The 16,039-nt window shown below is 73.6% G+C and carries 11 protein-coding genes; 3 read left to right on the top strand and 8 right to left on the bottom strand.

What is annotated here, in order from left to right:
• Positions 1 to 148: 148 nt before the first annotated feature.
• Positions 149 to 1,561, bottom strand: coding sequence for a proline--tRNA ligase (gene proS, locus AC068A_RS25975; protein ID WP_478588655.1), 1,413 nt, complete (start codon positions 1,559 to 1,561; stop codon positions 149 to 151).
• 131 nt (positions 1,562 to 1,692) lie between these two features.
• Between proS and AC068A_RS25970 the strand changes: the two genes are divergently transcribed.
• Positions 1,693 to 2,370, top strand: coding sequence for an SAM-dependent methyltransferase (locus tag AC068A_RS25970; protein WP_478588654.1), 678 nt, complete (start codon positions 1,693 to 1,695; stop codon positions 2,368 to 2,370).
• 53 nt (positions 2,371 to 2,423) lie between these two features.
• On the opposite strand, the gene ftsH is transcribed toward AC068A_RS25970, so the two are convergent.
• The 6 genes from ftsH to nsdA form a co-directional block, all read right to left on the bottom strand.
• Positions 2,424 to 4,394 (bottom strand): ATP-dependent zinc metalloprotease FtsH, encoded by a 1,971-nt coding sequence (gene ftsH, locus AC068A_RS25965; RefSeq protein ID WP_478588653.1) that lies wholly within the window; start codon positions 4,392 to 4,394, stop codon positions 2,424 to 2,426.
• Between the two features lie 106 nt (positions 4,395 to 4,500).
• Positions 4,501 to 6,072, bottom strand: coding sequence for a signal recognition particle protein (gene ffh / locus AC068A_RS25960; protein ID WP_478588652.1), 1,572 nt, complete (start codon positions 6,070 to 6,072; stop codon positions 4,501 to 4,503).
• Positions 6,073 to 6,349: 277 nt separating this feature from the next.
• The gene (locus AC068A_RS25955) at positions 6,350 to 8,770 is read right to left on the bottom strand and encodes a [protein-PII] uridylyltransferase (protein ID WP_478588651.1); all 2,421 of its coding nucleotides are present in this window, start codon (positions 8,768 to 8,770) and stop codon (positions 6,350 to 6,352) included.
• Between the two features lie 17 nt (positions 8,771 to 8,787).
• Complete coding sequence (locus tag AC068A_RS25950; RefSeq protein WP_179176219.1) at positions 8,788 to 9,126, bottom strand: P-II family nitrogen regulator; 339 nt, start codon at positions 9,124 to 9,126, stop codon at positions 8,788 to 8,790.
• Entirely contained in the window at positions 9,123 to 10,472 is a 1,350-nt protein-coding gene (locus AC068A_RS25945) for an ammonium transporter (RefSeq protein WP_478588650.1), read from the bottom strand. The genes AC068A_RS25950 and AC068A_RS25945 overlap by 4 nt, the downstream gene beginning before the upstream one ends.
• Before the next feature lie 318 nt (positions 10,473 to 10,790).
• A complete protein-coding gene (gene nsdA, locus AC068A_RS25940; protein ID WP_478588649.1) occupies positions 10,791 to 12,296 on the bottom strand; it encodes a transcriptional repressor NsdA in 1,506 nt (501 codons plus the stop codon).
• Positions 12,297 to 12,691: 395 nt separating this feature from the next.
• On the opposite strand from nsdA, the gene AC068A_RS25935 reads away from it, so the two are divergent.
• Positions 12,692 to 13,360: a bifunctional DNA primase/polymerase gene (locus AC068A_RS25935; protein WP_478588648.1), complete on the top strand. Its 669-nt coding sequence runs from the start codon at positions 12,692 to 12,694 to the stop codon at positions 13,358 to 13,360.
• Between the two features lie 95 nt (positions 13,361 to 13,455).
• Here the strand turns inward: AC068A_RS25935 and ftsY are convergent, their stop codons facing one another.
• Positions 13,456 to 14,679, bottom strand: a complete 1,224-nt coding sequence (gene ftsY / locus AC068A_RS25930; RefSeq protein WP_478588647.1) for a signal recognition particle-docking protein FtsY — start codon at positions 14,677 to 14,679, stop codon at positions 13,456 to 13,458.
• A 316-nt stretch (positions 14,680 to 14,995) separates the two neighbouring features.
• Here ftsY and AC068A_RS25925 point away from each other — a divergent pair.
• On the top strand, positions 14,996 to 16,039 hold a 1,044-nt coding region (locus tag AC068A_RS25925), incomplete at its 3' end, for an LLM class flavin-dependent oxidoreductase (protein WP_478588646.1).

Here is a 16,039-nt window from a genome sequence, read left to right as displayed (position 1 = left end):
TCGGTTTCCCCAGGAGGAGGTGGTCCCCCCCCTCCCGGGGCGGCCCCCCCCCCCCCCCCCCCCCCACCCCCCCCCCCCCCCCCCCCCCCCCCCCCCCCCCCCCCGGGGCGCGTCAGTCAATCACCCTGCGTCGACCACCGGTCGGCGCTCAGTACGAGCGCGCGACGATGGCGAGCGTACCGGGCGCGTCGTCCGACTCCGGAACCGACCCGTCCTCGGCGACCAGGCAGCGGACCGTCACGGCCTGCTCGCCCAGCTTGGCCTCGCCCTCCGGGCCCAGCACGTCCCACGGGATCCGCGCCCAGCCGCCGGCGACGGCGACCTCGGCGGCCTCCTCGAGGGTGGCCACGTCGGTGGTGCGGGACTCGCGGCGCTCGCGGGACTCGCGCAGCAGCTGCGCCTGGTCCTCCTCCAGCACCTTGGGCAGCAGGTCCGCCAGGGCGTCGATCTGCACCGGCTCCTTGCCGCCCGGGATCCGGCGGGCCAGCATCGCGGTGCCGGCCTCCAGGTCGCGGGGGCCGATCTCGATGCGGACGGGCACGCCCTTGAGCTCCCAGTCCACGGCGCGGCGGCCGAACGGGACGTCGACGCGGTCATCGACCTGGACCCGCAGGCCGATGGCCTTCAGGCGGTCGCCCAGCTCGCGGACCTTGGCCACGGCCTCGTCGCCCTTGATCGCCATGACGACGACCTGGACGTGGGCCAGGCGCGGCGGGACCCGCAGGCCGTTGTCGTCGCCGTGGGACATGATCAGACCGCCGACCATGCGGGTGGAGACGCCCCAGGAGGTCTGCCAGACCAGCTCCTGCTTGCCCTCCTTGGACAGGTAGGAGGTGTGGAACGCCTTGGCGAAGTTCTGGCCGAGCTCGTGGCTGGTGCCCATCTGGAGGGCCTTGCCGTCGCCCATCATGCCCTCGAGGGTGAGGGTGTTGATGGCGCCGGCGAAGCGCTCCTTGGGGGTCTTGCGGCCGAGCACGACGTCGATGCCGAGCACGTTGGTCATGAAGTCGCCGTACACGTTCCGGTGGATGTACGCGGCGTAGTCCCGGGCGTCCTCGTACGTGGCGTGGGCGGTGTGGCCCTCCTGCCAGAGGAATTCACTGGTCCGGAGGAAGATGCGGGGGCGCATCTCCCAGCGGACCACGTTGGCCCACTGGTTGATCAGCAGGGGCAGGTCGCGGTAGCTCTGCACCCACTTCGAGAAGTAGTCGTTGATGATCGTCTCGGAGGTGGGGCGGACGACGACCGGCTCCTCCAGCTCCTTGCCGCCGCCGTGGGTGACGACCGCGAGCTCGGGGGCGAAGCCCTCGACGTGCTCGGCCTCCTTGGTCAGGTAGGCCTGCGGGATGAACATCGGGAAGTACGCGTTCTGGGCGCCCGACTCCTTGATGCGGGCGTCCATCTCCTGCTGCATCCGCTCCCACAGCCCGTAGCCGTACGGTCGGATGACCATCGTGCCGCGCACTGGGCCGTTGTCGGCCAGTTCGGCCTTGTTGATCAGATCCTGGTACCAGCGGGGGAAGTCCTCCGCCTGGGGGGTGAGAACGGGAGCCTTTGCCATGGCGCGAATGGTACGGCGCCGGGCCCCCGATCCGTGAATCGGGTGGCGCGCTCCTCTGGACGCGGGGGCGAAGGGGGAGTTCTCTGGCAACGGGGGCAAGGGGGCGACAAGGAATCAGGAGCGCTCTTTCGATGACACCGACGCCGACGCCGACACTCGCCGCCCGGGACTGGGCGGAGATCCAGGAGCGGATGCTCGTACCGCTGTACGAGGCGGTCTTCGACCGGCTGGAGATCGGGCCGGGCGACCGGCTGCTCGGCCTGGACTGCGGGGCCGGGCTGGCCCTGCTGCTGGCCGAGGGGCGGGGAGCCGCCACCACGGGCGTGGAGGCGGACCCGGCCCGGCGGGCGCTGGCGCGCGAACGCCTGCTGGAGGTCGCGGCGGCCCCGCCGGCGGGCGCCCGGCCGTACGACGTGCTGTTCGGCTTCTCGACCCCCCGGGCGGCGCTGGCCGCGGCCCTGCCGGCCGTCCGGCGCGGCGGGGCGGTGGTCCTGGCCGGCTGGGGCCCGGCGGAGCGCTGCACCGTGCCGGCGGTGCACGGCTGCGGGCCGGTCCCGCAGGACCTGGATGCGCTGGCGGCAGGGGCCGGGCTGGTCCCCGACGGGTCGGGGAGGGTGTTCTGCCCCTTCGGGTACGCCGACGCGGACAGCGCGGTGCGCGGCCTGCTCTCGACCGGCCTGTACGACCGCTCGTGCGACCCGGCGCAGGTCGAGAAGGAGCTGGCGGAGGCGCTTCACCCGTACGAGCGGGCCGACGGCGCCGTCTGGCTGCCGAACATCTTCCGCTACGTGATCGCCCGCGTGCCCTGACCGCGCGCGCATCCCCCTGCGGCGAGGGCCGCGGCCGGCGACGGCCGCGGCGGTCACTTCGCCAGGCGCGGGATGCCGGCCGTGGCGTACGCGGCGGCCTCGTCCAGGGTCTCGTTCTCCAGGAGGGCCTCGGCGAGGGCGTCGAGTTTCGGCCGGTGCTCGCGCAGCAGGCGGCAGGCCTCCAGGTAGCACTCGTCCACGATCCGCCGCATCTCGTGGTCCACCGCGTCGAGCGTGGACGGGGCCGCCACCAGGCCGTACGGGCTCTGCGGGTCCGACGGGATCGCGGTGAGCCGGCCGATGCGCTCGCTCATGCCCCACCGGCCGACCATGCCGCGGACGATGCCGGTGACCTGTTCCAGGTCGTTTTCGGACCCCGTGGTGACCACGTCGTACACGGTGTGCTCGGCCGCCATGCCGCCCAGCGCCCCGATGATCCGGCCGCGCAGGTACTCCTCGGTGTAGGCGTAGCGGTCCGCCTCCGGCGTGGACAGGGTGACGCCGAGCGCCCGGCCGCGCGGCACGATCGTGATCTTGCGGACCGGGTCGGCGCCCGGCTGGAGCATGCCGAGCAGGGCGTGCCCGCTCTCGTGGTACGCGGTCCGGCGGCGCTCCTCCTGCGGCATGACCAGCGGCCGCTCCGCGCCCAGCTGCACCTTCTCCAGGGCCTCGGACAGGTCGGCCCGGGTGACCGCCTCCCGCTCCCGCTTGACCGCCAGCAGCGCCGCCTCGTTGGCGAGGTTGGCGAGCTCGGCGCCGGTCATGCCGGGCGTCGTGGCGGCCACGTGCTCCAGGTCCACGTCGGGGGCGAGCGGGATCTCGCGGGTGTGGATCCGCAGGATCGCCTCGCGGCCGCTCTTGTCGGGCGGGGAGACCGTCACCGTGCGGTCGAAGCGGCCGGGGCGGGTGAGGGCCGGGTCCAGCACGTCGGCCCGGTTGGTCGCGGCGATCACGACCACGCCCTCCGAGCCGGAGAAGCCGTCCATCTCGGTCAGGATCTGGTTGAGGGTCTGCTCGCGCTCGTCGTGGCCGCCGAGGCCGCCGCCGGCGCCCCGCGCCCGGCCGATGGTGTCGATCTCGTCGATGAAGATGATCGCGGGGGCGACCTTGCGCGCCTCGGCGAACAGCTCCCGGACCCGAGAGGCGCCCACCCCGACGATCATCTCGATGAACTCGGAGGCCGACGCGGAGAAGAACGGCACGCCCGCCTCGCCGGCGACCGCGCGCGCCAGCAGGGTCTTGCCCGTTCCGGGCAGGCCCGAGAGGAGGACCCCGCCCGGCATCCGGGCGCCCATCCTGAGGTACCGCTGCGGGTCCTTGAGGAAGTCGACGACGTCGTTCAGCTCGCCCGCGACCTCGTCGATGCCCGCCACGTCATCGAAGGTGGTGCGCTTCGCACCCGCCTCCAGCTCCACGGGCCGGGGCGGCGCCTTGCGGCCCAGCGCGCCGAGGCCGCCGCCCATCGCCGAGCCCATCCGGCGGGCGATGAACACCCACAGCAGGACCAGCAGCAGCATGGGGGCGAGCGAGAGCAGCAGGTTGGCGAGGAAGCTGCGCTGCACGACGACCGGGGAGGCCGTCACGTTCACGTTCTGCTTGGTGAGGTTGGCCCACAGGTCGTCCTCGGCGAAGGCGGGCCGCTGGGTGACGAACTTCGTGTAGTCGCCCTTGTCCTCGCCGCCCTCCTCCGGGAGCGGCTGCTTCGCCTTGAGCTGGCCCTGGATGGCGTCGCCCTTGGAGTAGATCTTCGAGACGTTCCCGGCCGCGACCTGCTTGCTGAACTCGGTGTACGAGATCGTCGGCTCGTCGCCCTCGTTGAAGAACGACAGCACCAGGTTGGTCGCCAGGAAGACGATCAGGGCGGCGAGGATCAGCCCGCGCCAGCCGCCGGGCATCCGCTTCTTCGGTGGCGGGGTGGGCGGCGCGCCCTCGGACCGCCAGGGGGTGTCGGCCCGGTCGCGGGGCGGTGCGGGAGTGGGGCTGGGCACCGTGGCCTCCTTACTGCCGTCCCCCCGGCCGACCATAAAGGATATTCCGGACCACGGCTTCCGGACGTCCGCGCCGTCGTACGCACACGCAGGGGCCCCGGCCGCATCCCGCGGCCGGGGCCCCACACGTCTGGCTGCGCGCCTACTTCATGAACTTCTTGAACTCGTCCGGCAGATCGAAGTCCTGGCCCGGCCGGCCTCCCGCCGGGAGCCCGAAGGGGCTGGTGCCGGGGGCCGGCTCGATGGCCTGGGGACCCTGCTCGCGGCGGGCGGCAGCGGCGGCCTCCTCGGCCTTCCGCTTCATCGGGTTGCCGCTCTTGCGCTTGCCCTTGGCCTGCTTGACCTGCTTCTTCTGCCGGCCGGGGCCGCCGCCCATCCCCGGGATGCCGGGCATGCCGGGCATCCCGCCGCCCTGAGCCATGCGGGACATCATCTTGCGGGCGTCGAAGAACCGCTCGACCAGGTTCTTGACGGCGCTGACCTCGGTGCCGGAGCCCTTGGCGATACGGGCGCGGCGGGAGCCGTTGATGATCGTCGGGTCCTGGCGCTCGGCCGGGGTCATCGACTTGATGATCGCGGCGGTGCGGTCGACGTCGCGCTCGTCGATGTTGTTGATCTGGTCCTTGATCTGGCCCATGCCCGGCAGCATGCCGAGGAGCTTGGAGATGGAGCCCATCTTGCGGACCTGCTCCATCTGGGCGAGGAAGTCGTCGAGCGTGAACTCCTTCGGCCCCTTGGCGAGCTTGGCCGCCATCTTCTCGGCCTCGGCCTGCGAGAACGTCTTCTCGGCCTGCTCGATGAGGGTGAGCATGTCACCCATGTCGAGGATCCGGCCCGCCATGCGGTCGGGGTGGAAGGCGTCGAAGTCGTCGAGCTTCTCGCCGTTCGAGGCGAACATGATCTGCTTGCCGGTGACGTGCGCGATGGAGAGCGCGGCACCGCCGCGGGCGTCGCCGTCGAGCTTGGAGAGCACGACGCCGTCGAAGCCGACGCCGTCGCGGAAGGCCTCGGCGGTGTTGACCGCGTCCTGACCGATCATCGCGTCGACGACGAAAAGAATCTCGTCGGGGCTGACGGCGTCGCGGATGTCCGCGGCCTGCTGCATCATCTCGGCGTCGATACCGAGGCGGCCGGCGGTGTCGACGATGACGATGTCGTGCTGCTTGGTGCGCGCGTACTCGATGGAGTCCTTCGCGACCTGGACCGGGTCGCCGACACCGTTGCCGGGCTGCGGCCCGTAGAAGCCGACACCGGCGCGCTCGGCGACGATGCTCAGCTGGTTGACGGCGTTGGGGCGCTGGAGGTCGCAGGCGACGAGCAGCGGGGTGTGGCCCTGGCCCTTCAGCCAGAAGCCGAGCTTTCCGGCGAGGGTGGTCTTACCGGCACCCTGGAGACCGGCGAGCATGATCACGGTCGGAGCGGTCTTGGCGAACCGCAGGCGGCGGGTCTCGCCGCCGAGGATCGAGACCAGCTCGTCATTGACGATCTTGAGGACCTGCTGGCCCGGGTTGAGCGCCTTGGAGACCTCCGCGCCGCGGGCGCGCTCCTTGACGTTCGCGATGAAGGAGCGGACGACCGGGAGGGCGACGTCGGCCTCGAGGAGGGCGATACGGATTTCCCGGGCCGCCGCGTCGATGTCCTGCTCGGAGAGGCGGCCCTTGCCCCTGAGGGACTTGAAGGTCGCGCTGAGGCGGTCGGAAAGCGTATCGAACACGGTGGTCGCGATTCCTCGGGTCGGGGGCGGTGTGGTCGTACCCCAGGGTATCGGTCCCGGCCGCCTGCCCGGCCCTGCGGGCGGTTTTCCTCCCCCACCCGCCCCTTCCCGAAACCGGGCTCCGCCCCCGAACGGGTGCGCTCAAACGCCGCGCGGGCCGGAAACAGCCCCGCCGGCGCTTGCGGCGCGGGGGTCCGGGGCGGAGCCCCCCGGTTTCGGGAAGGGGCGGGGCTGGGGAGCGGTTCCGCGCAGCGACCGGCGGCAGCCGACGGCGGGGCTACGCCAGGGCGGCGGTGAGGGCGTCGGCCACGGCGGCCGCGTCGGCCGGGTCGAGGGGTTTGCCCTCGGCCGACGTGACGTACAGCGAGTCCACCGCGTTGGCGCCCAGCGTCGAGACGTGCGCGCTGCGGACGCGTACCCCGGCCCCCTCCAACGCGCGGCCGATGCGGTGCAGCAGCCCCACCCCGTCGGGGGCCCGCACCTCCAGGACCGTGGCCAGGGAGGAGACCTCCGGGACCACGGTGACCCGGGGCGGCGGCGGGACCACCCCGCGGCGCCGCGGGTACGCCGCCTCCCGCTCGGCGAGCTTCGCGGAGACGTCGAGGGAGCCGTCCAGGGCCCGGATCAGGTCGGTCCGGAGCCGGGCGGCCTCGGGCAGGGAGCCGTACTCGGCGGCCACCCGCCAGCGGAGCACGAGGACCTCGCCGAGGTGGTCGGGGAGTTCCAGCGCGCGCAGGTCGGCGGCGCGGACGGTGAGCCGGTGCAGGGCGAGGACCCCGGCCACGGCGGGGAGCACGCCCGGCTGGTCGGGGACGGCGACGGCCAGCTCCACCCCGACGGCGTCCTCCTCGTGCCGGGCGTGCAGTGCCAGGACGGGCTCCCCGGTCCGCAGGGCCTCCACCGCGAGCCGCTCCTCCTCGGTGGAGGGCGCCGGGTCGGACTGCCCGGGTACGGGGGCCCCGCCGAGGACGGCCGCGACCCGCCGGACCAGGTCGGCCACGAGGGAGGCCCGCCAGGCCGACCAGGCGGCGGGGCCGGTGGCGAGGGCGTCGGCCTCGGTGAGGGCGTGCAGGAGTTCCAGGGTGCCGGGGGTGCCGACGGCCTCGGCGACGGAGCGGACCGTCGCGGGGTCGTCGAGGTCGCGCCGGGTGGCGGTCTCGGCCAGCAGCAGGTGGTGGCGGACCAGGGTGGCCAGGACGTCGGCGTCGGCCGGGCCGAAGCCGACGCGCAGGGCCGTGTCGCGGGCGATGGTCTCGCCGACGACGGCGTGGTCGCCGGGCCAGCCCTTGCCGATGTCGTGCAGCAGGGCCGCCATCAGCAGCAGGTCGGGGCGGCCGACGCGGCGGGTCATGACGGAGGCCCGGACGGCGGTCTCCACGAGGTGCCGGTCGACGGTCCAGGTGTGGACGGGGTTGCGCTGCGGCCGGCAGCGGACCCGTTCCCAGTCGGGCAGGAGCGCGGAGACGATGCCCTCGGCCTCCAGGGCCTCCCAGACCCCGACCGTCGGCTCCCCCGCCCCGAGCAGGGTGAGGAGCTGTTCGCGGGCCTCCGCGGGCCAGGGCGCCGGCAGCGGCCGGCTCTGGGCGGCGAGGCGGCGTACGGCGTGCGGCGAGACCGGCAGTCCGGCCTGGGCGGCGGCCGCGCCGAGGCGCAGTGCGAGGACGGGGTCCCGTTCGGGGCGGGCGGCCCGGGCGAGTACGGCTTCGCCGTCCGACTCGACGACGCCATCGGCGAGCGGGGCCCGTTCGGGGGCGGCGGCGCGGGTGCCGAGGAGTCCGCGCAGCCGGGGCCGGGCGGCGCGGGCGCGCAGGACGCGGCCGACCTCGCGCCAGGTGACGTCGGCGGCGTAGGCGACGGTCCGGGCGGCCTCGTAGACCTCGCGGAGCAGCGCGTCCGCGTCGAGCAGGCCGAGCCGGGCGGCGACCTGGTCCTGTTCCTGGAGGGCGAGCCGGTCGCCGGCGCGTCCGGTGACGAGGTGGAGGGCGTCGCGGGCGTCGAGCAGCCGGCGGCGGGCGTCGGCGAGTCCCTCGCGGGGGGCGTCGGCGAGCCAGGAGGCGGCGACGGCGCGCAGGGCGGTGATGTCGCGGAGGCCGCCGCGGGCTTCCTTGAGGTCGGGTTCGAGGAGGAAGCGGAGTTCGCCGGCCCGGTCGGCCCGTTCGCGGCACATGGCGTCGAGCCGGGGCAGGCGTTTGGGGGCGTGGTTGCGCCAGTCGGCGAGGACGGAGGTGCGCAGGCCGGTGAGGAGGCCGAGGTCGCCGGCGACGGGGCGGGCGTCGAGCAGTCCGAGGTGGACCTTGAGGTCCTCGGCGGCGGTCTTGCGGGCCTCGCCGGGGGTGCGGACGGAGTGGTCGAGGGAGAGGCCGAGGTCCCAGACGGGGTACCAGATGCGGTCGGCGAGGCGGGCCAGGTCGGCGGGGGCGGCCTTGCCGTCGTGGAGCAGGAGCAGGTCGAGGTCGCTGCGGGGGGAGAGTTCGCCGCGTCCGTAGCCGCCGACGGCGACGAGGGCGGCGCCGCGTACGCCGGTCTCCCGTGCGGCGGTGGTGAACAGGGCGTTCAGCCAGTCGTCGGTCAGTCCGGCCAGCGCGGAACGCCGCGAGGGCCCGGACCGCGACTCCTCCTGGAGGAGTCGCAGCCGGGCCGCGGCGTAGCCGCCGGGTCCCGGGTCGGAGGTGTCCGTGTTCGCGTCGACGCTCGTCACCCAGGGTCTCCCGTCCTCTAGAGCGCTTCGGCGCCGCGCTCGCCGGTGCGGACGCGGATGAGGGCGTCCACGGGGACGCTCCACACCTTGCCGTCACCGATCTTGCCGGTGCGGGCGCCCTTCACCAGGATTTCCATGACCGACTCGGCGTCGTCGTCCTCGACGACGACCTCGATGCGGATCTTGGGTACAAGGTCCACGGTGTACTCGGCGCCGCGGTAGACCTCGGTGTGGCCGCGCTGGCGGCCGTAGCCGCTGGCCTCGGAGACGGTCAGGCCCTGTACTCCGTACCGCTGGAGGGCGTCCTTGATCTCGTCCAGCCGGTGCGGCTTGACGATCGCGGTGATCAGCTTCATGCGTCAACCTTCTTGCTCGCGGCGGCAGCGGGGGCGGCGGTGAGGGCGGTGCTCCGGGCGGAGGTGCCGCCGCCGGCCCCGCTGAAGTCGTAGGCGGTCTCGGCGTGCTCGACCTGGTCGATGCCGGAGACCTCGTCGTCCTCGGTGACCCGCATCCCCATCGTCTTGTCGAGGAGGAGGGCGAGCACGGCGGACGCGACGAGAGAGTAGGCGAGGACGGAGAAGACGCCCACGGCCTGCTTGCCGAGCTGTTCGAGGCCGCCGCCGTAGAAGAGGCCTGCCGCGTCGGACTGGACCCCGCCGGTGGCGAAGAAGCCGACGAGGAGGGAGCCGGCGATGCCGCCGACGAGGTGGACGCCGACGACGTCGAGGGAGTCGTCGTAGCCGAACTTGTACTTGAGGCCGACGGCCATGGCGCACAGCAGGCCGGCGATGGCGCCGATGGCGATCGCGCCGAGCGGGGAGCAGGAGCCGCCGGCGGGGGTGATGGCGACGAGGCCGGCGACCGCGCCGGAGGCGGCGCCGAGGGTGGTGAAGGAGCCGTGGCGCAGCTTCTCGTAGGCGAGCCAGGCGAGCATGGCGGCGGCGGTGGCGACCTGGGTGTTGACGAACATCACGGCGCCGACGCCGTCGTCGTTGCCGAGCCAGGAGCCGGCGTTGAAGCCGAACCAGCCGAACCACAGCAGGCCGGCGCCGAGCATGACGAGGGGGAGGCTGTGCGGGCGCATCGGGTCCTTCTTGAAGCCGACGCGCTTGCCGATGACGAGGATGACGGCGAGGGCGGCGGCGCCCGCGTTGATGTGGACGGCGGTGCCGCCCGCGAAGTCGATCACGCCGAGGTCGAAGAGCCAGCCGCCGGGGGCCCAGACCCAGTGGGCGACGGGGAAGTAGACGAGGGTGGCCCACAGGGCGGTGAACAGGGCCCAGGCGCTGAACTTGACGCGGTCGGCGAGGGCGCCGCTGATCAGGGCGGGGGTGATGACGGCGAACATCAGCTGGAAGACGGCGAAGACGTAGACCGGGATGGTGTAGCCGTCCCACAGCTCGGTGATGCCGATGCCGCTGAGGCCGAGGTAGTCGGGGGACCAGCCGATGACTCCGCCGGTGTCGGCGCCGAAGGCGATGCTGAAGCCGTAGAGCACCCACAGGATCGTGACGATCCCGAGGCTGATGAAGCTCATCATCAGCATGTTGAGGCTGCTCTTGACGCGGACCATGCCCCCGTAGAAGAAGGCGAGTCCCGGGGTCATCAGCATGACCAGGGCGGAGCAGATGAGCATGAACCCGGTGTTCGCGGCGGAGAGCGTCGGGGCGTCTGCCGCGAGGGTCGTGATGGCTGATGCCATCGGCGTCTCCTCGTCGTCGGTACGTTCGCGTGCGGGCGATCGTGGAACGTGCAGCGGCGCAGGGTGGGCCGGGGGTGGGCCCGGGACCTGAGGGCTGGCCGGTTATTGGCCATGAGATTCGCGCAGGCCGGTTTCCGGCGGCGCCGCTCGATGTTTCGCGCCCGTGACGAAGAGGTCGGACGTGTTACGCGTCCATGAACGGGTGGTTCACGGGGACCGGCCGCGGCAGCACCCGGGAGTCCTGGCTGGGGGAGCCTGATCGGGCTTCACGGGGTGTCTGCCGCGGCCGGGGCCTCGGGGGGCGGCCGGTCGGGGCCGTCAGACGGCCTCCGCGGCCTCGGGGAGCCGGGCGGCGAGGCGGTCGGTGAGCTGGACCACGTCGCCGACGTCGCCGTACTCACGGGCGGCGGTGTCGACGGTCTTCCGCAGCCGGGTGTTCACCCTTTCGGACCGGATCTTTCCGGCCACTTCGAGGGCCCGGTCGACGAGGACGACGGCCTGCTCGGGCTCGCGCTGGAGCAGGTGCACCGTGGCCATGCCGACCAGGTTGAGGGCGTAGGAGCGCTGGTGCACCTCGTCCTTGCCGAAGAGTTCGACGGCCCGCTGCATGACCGGTTCGGCGAGGGAGGCGTACATGGGGCTGCGGCCGGCGACGTAGGCGAGGTCGCGGTAGGAGTGGGAGTTCTCGCCGTTGAGCTCGGCCTCGGTGAAGAAGCGGATCCAGTCGGGCTCGGGCTCGTCGCCGAAGGCGATGTCGCCGAAGGTGTCCTCGGCCATGCGGACGGCCCGCTTGCAGCGGCTGGGCTGGCCCATGTTGGCGTAGGCGCGGGCCTCCATCGCATACAGCATGGCCTGGGTGCGGGGGCCGGCGCAGTCGCGGCTGCCGTACTGGGCGAGGTGGATGAGTTCCAGGGCGTCCTCGGGGCGGCCGAGGTGGATCATCTGGCGGCTCATGTTGGAGAGGATGTACGAGCCGAGCGGCTTGTCGCCGGCCTCCTTGGCGGCGTGCAGCGCGAGGACGAAGTACTTCTGCGCGGTGGGGTGCAGCCCGACGTCGTAGCTCATCCAGCCGGCGAGTTCGGCGAGTTCGGCGGCGACCTTGAACAGCCGCTTCATGACGGGGGCCGGGTGGGTCTCCTGGAGCAGGTCGGTGACCTCGTGCAGCTGGCCCACGACGGCCTTGCGGCGCAGCCCGCCGCCGCACTGGGCGTCCCACTGGCGGAACATCACGGTGGTGGACTCGAGGAGGTCGAGTTCCGATTCGGACAGCCGGGGCGGGCGGTGGCCGCTCAGCGCGCCGCCGGAGCCGGGCGCGCAGACGGCCGGGTCGGCGGCCGGCACGGGGACCAGCCAGCGCTGCATGGGCTCGATGAGGGCGGGGCCGGCGGAGAGGGCGAGGGAGGTCCCGAGGAAGCCGCGGCGGGCGAGCATCAGGTCGCTGCGGGAGAACTCGCCGAGCAGTTCGACGGTCTGCGGGCCGGCCCAGGGCAGGTCGACGCCGGAGACGGAGGGCGTCTGGTGGGCGGTGCGCAGGCCGAGCTGCTCGATGGCGACGACCGAGCCGAACCGCTCGGAGAACAGCTCGGACAGGATGCGGGGGACGGGCTCGCGGGGCTGCTCGCCGTCGAGCCAGCGGCGGACCCGGGAGGTGTCCGTGCTGATGTGGTGGGCGCCCATCTGCCGGGCGCGCCGGTTCACCTGGCGGGCGAGTTCGCCCTTGGACCAGCCGCTGCGCACGAACCAGGAAGTCAGCTGTTCGTTGCGGGCGGCCGGGCCCGGGAAGTCCGGTTCACCGCTCGTTCCGCTTGCGCCGTTGCCGCTCACTGGAACGCCCCCATCCGCTCAGTCCGTTCTCACGAAACCCTGGCCGTGGCGGCGGGCGCCGCCGGGAGCCTTCACAGGTCCCTCACATCTTGCCTCCGGCATAACCACATTCAGGTCCGCCTTTCGGGTTCGTGCACCGAAAGTAATCCTACGATCACCCCTGGGGCGAGGCCGATCGCCGAAACGCCACCATTCGCCACCCCCGTGTTCGGAGAAGCCACCCGCCAGGCGCGATTCACTTGACAGCGAGCCAAGAACGATCGGTTGGACGGGAGTGCGCTCGGGGCGCGCGCGGCGAGGAGTGCGCCGGGCGTACCGCCGGAAACCGGGCCCGCCCCGGCACCCGCCGACGTCGTAACCACCGGCGCATCCAACCCGTTGGAGGGGGCATGGGCATGGGCTTCACGATCGGCAGCAGCCGCAGCACCAAGGAGTTCCGCGCCGGCGCCCGGCGCCGCGGGCGGACGTCGGAGTGCACGGCGGTGGCGGAGTACACCGGGCTGTGGGGCTGGGACGTGGTCCCCGGCGCCCGGGCCGCGGCACCTGCCCGCAACTGCTCCTGCGGCCGTGCGGGCTGCCCCGCACCGGGGGCGCACCCGCTGCCGCTCGCCCCCACCATCAGGGCGGGCGCCACCCTGGACGAGGTCACGGCGACCTGGCGCGAGTACCCGGGCGCGGCGGTCCTGCTGCCGGCGGGCCGCGGCTTCGATGTCATCGAGGTGTCGCAGGAGGCCGGGCGCCGGGCGCTGGTCCGGCTGGAGCGGATGGGCCTGCCGCTCGGGCCGGTCACCGCGACCCCCGACGGCCGGGCCCAGTTCTTCGTGGCCCCCGGCGCGGCGGCCGAGCTGCCGCAGCTGCTCTACCGGATGGGCTGGGACGACGCCGACCTGGACCTGCGCGCCCTGGGGCAGGGCGCCTTCGTGACCGCCCCGCCGTCCGACCACGCCGGGCTCGGCCCCGTCGGCTGGCTGCGCCCGCCCGCGCTCGACTCCGCGGGCGGCCCGCCGCAGGCCCGGCTGCTGCTGGGCACGCTCGCGTACATCTGCCACCGGCTGCGGCGGTAGCGCCCCGCGATCCGGGGCCGGGGCCGGCCCCGGCTCACATGCAAGCGCCCCCGCGTTCCGGGCGGAACGCGGGGGCGCCGGCGTGCGTACGGGGCTCAGTCGCCGATCAGGGCGTCGACGAAGGCCTCCGGCTCGAAGGGCGCCAGGTCGTCCGGGCCCTCGCCGAGGCCGACGAGCTTGACCGGGACGCCGAGCTCGCGCTGCACGGCGACGACGATGCCGCCCTTGGCGGTGCCGTCGAGCTTGGTGAGCACGATGCCGGTGATGTCCACGACCTCGGCGAAGACGCGGGCCTGGGTGAGGCCGTTCTGCCCGGTGGTCGCGTCGAGGACGAGCAGGACCTCGTCCAGCGGGCCGTGCTTCTCCACGACGCGCTTGACCTTGCCGAGCTCGTCCATGAGGCCGGTCTTGGTGTGCAGCCGGCCGGCGGTGTCGATGAGCACCACGTCGGCGCCCTCGGCGATGCCCTCCTTGACCGCGTCGAAGGCGATCGAGGCGGGGTCGCCGCCCTCGGGGCCGCGCACGGTGCGCGCGCCGACCCGCTCGCCCCAGGTCTGGAGCTGCTCCGCGGCGGCGGCGCGGAAGGTGTCGGCGGCGCCGAGCACGACGCTGCGGCCGTCGGCGACGAGCACGCGGGCGAGCTTGCCGGTGGTGGTGGTCTTGCCGGTGCCGTTGACGCCGACGACCATCACGACGCCGGGCGTTTCGGTGCCGCTCTCGGTCTTCACGACCCGGTCGAGGTCGGTGCCGATCAGGGTCAGCAGCTCCTCGCGCAGCAGGGCGCGCAGGTCGGCCGGGGTGCGGGTGCCGAGCACCCGGACCCGCTCGCGGAGCCGGTCGACCAGCTCCTGCGTGGGTACGACGCCGACGTCGGCGACGAGGAGGGTCTCCTCGATCTCCTCCCAGGTGTCCTCGTCGAGGTGCTCGCGGGACAGCAGCGTGAGCAGGCCCTTGCCGAGGGAGTTCTGCGAGCGCGCGAGCCGTGCGCGGAGCCGGACCAGGCGGCCGGCGGTGGGCTCGGGCACCTCGATCTCGGGTGCGGGCGCAGCCTGTGCCGGGACGACGGGTGCCTCGGGGGCCTCGGGGGCCGCCGCCTCCGCCTCGGGGAGTACGACCTCCTCGATCGTGCGGCGCGGCTCTTCCGCCGTCGTGGCGGCGTCCTCCCCCACCTGCGGTTCGGCGGGCGGGGCAGTGATGGTCGGCGTGCTCGGCGGCGCCGGGGGCGGCAGCTGCTTCTTCTTGCGGCTGCCGACCACGAGCCCGCCGGCCACGACGACCGCGACCAGGGCGATGAGTAGAGCAATGATGAGGATGTCCATAGCGAAACTCAGTATGCGTGACCCGGTCGCCGGGCCCGGGGCATCCCGGCTCGGGCCGCGGCTGCGGCGGGCCGGGTCCGGCCCGTCCCGCTCTCCGGCAATCCGCCGCCGTTTGTACCTTTCAGGCGATAACGACGACGATGGGCGACTCTCTGTACATCACCCCATCGGAGCACGCATGCCTGCCGGGTCCGCCGACGGCGCCGTGGAGAAGCGGCGCCCCTGTCCGGCCGGCGCAACCCTGTCCAACTGACGGCCAGTCGGCTACCGTCCCCCTTCGCCCGCCCACCCGCATCCGGCGAAGGGGACTTCCCTCATGCCCGTCACCGTGGTCCGGTTCAACCTCGCCGGTCCGAACGGCACCCCCGAGAGCCTGTCCGCCCGCTACCGGGCCGCACTGGAGATGGCGAGGTACGCGGACGACCGCGGCGTCGACACCGTCCAGACCGAGGAGCACCACGGCACCGACAACAACTGGCTGCCCTCGCCGCTGGCGTTCGCGGGCGCGGTCCTCGGCGCCACCCGGCGGATCTCCGTCACCGTCTCGGCGGTCATCGGCCCGCTGCACGACCCGCTGCGGCTGGCCGAGGACATCGCCGTCCTCGACCTGCTGAGCGGCGGCCGGCTCGTCACGGTCGCGGGCATCGGCTACCGGCCCGAGGAGTACGAGCAGCACGGCGTCGACTGGGGCCGGCGCGGCCGGCTCCAGGACGAACTGCTCGAAACGCTGCTCGCGGCGTGGACGGGCGAGCCGTTCGCCTTCCGGGGCCGTACCGTGCGGGTGACCCCGGCGCCCTTCACCCGGCCGCACCCGCCGCTGCTCGTCGGGGGCAGCTCGCGGGCCGCGGCGCGGCGCGCGGCCCGGTTCGGGCTGCCGTTCTTCCCGAGCGCGCACCTGCCGGAGCTGGCGGAATACCACGCGGCGCGGCTGGCGGAGTACGGCACGGAGGGCTTCTGCGTGATGCCGGCGGCCGAGACGCCGCTGCTGCACGTCGCCGAGGAGCCGGACCGGGTGTGGGCCGAGTACGGCGGCTGCTTCCTGCACGAGGCGGGCACGTACGCGTCCTGGCAGTCGAAGGGGATCCGCAGCGCCGTGCGGTCGCACGCGCGGACCGTGGCGGAGCTGCGCGCGGAGGGCGTGTACCGGGTGCTCACCCCGGGCGAGGCGGTCGCGTACGCCCGGGCCGCGGGCGGGGCGGGGAACCTGGTGCTGCATCCGCTGTGCGGCGGGATGCCGCCGGACGAGGGCTGGCGCAGCCTGCACCTGCTGTGCGAACAGGTGCTGGGGCAGGGCGGGGGGGGGGGGGGGGCCAAACCCCATGGGAGCGGGAAAACAAACACCCGGAACCCCCCCCCCTCC

It is taken from the genome of Streptomyces sp. NPDC043854, assembly GCF_056436005.1.
The sequence above is the reverse complement of the archived record's forward strand: the minus strand, read 5'-3'. Positions and strand labels throughout refer to the sequence as shown.

Bases quoted from the DNA above. Each gene is read 5' to 3' on its own strand.
- AC068A_RS25945 (WP_478588650.1), bottom strand. From the start codon at position 10,472: ATGGCATCAGCCATCACGACCCTCGCGGCAGACGCCCCGACGCTCTCC.
- AC068A_RS25950 (WP_179176219.1), bottom strand. From the start codon at position 9,126: ATGAAGCTGATCACCGCGATCGTCAAGCCGCACCGGCTGGACGAGATC.
- ftsH (WP_478588653.1), bottom strand. From the start codon at position 4,394: ATGGTCGGCCGGGGGGACGGCAGTAAGGAGGCCACGGTGCCCAGCCCC.
- AC068A_RS25970 (WP_478588654.1), top strand. From the start codon at position 1,693: ATGACACCGACGCCGACGCCGACACTCGCCGCCCGGGACTGGGCGGAG.
- AC068A_RS25935 (WP_478588648.1), top strand. From the start codon at position 12,692: ATGGGCTTCACGATCGGCAGCAGCCGCAGCACCAAGGAGTTCCGCGCC.
- ftsY (WP_478588647.1), bottom strand. From the start codon at position 14,679: ATGGACATCCTCATCATTGCTCTACTCATCGCCCTGGTCGCGGTCGTC.
- proS (WP_478588655.1), bottom strand. From the start codon at position 1,561: ATGGCAAAGGCTCCCGTTCTCACCCCCCAGGCGGAGGACTTCCCCCGC.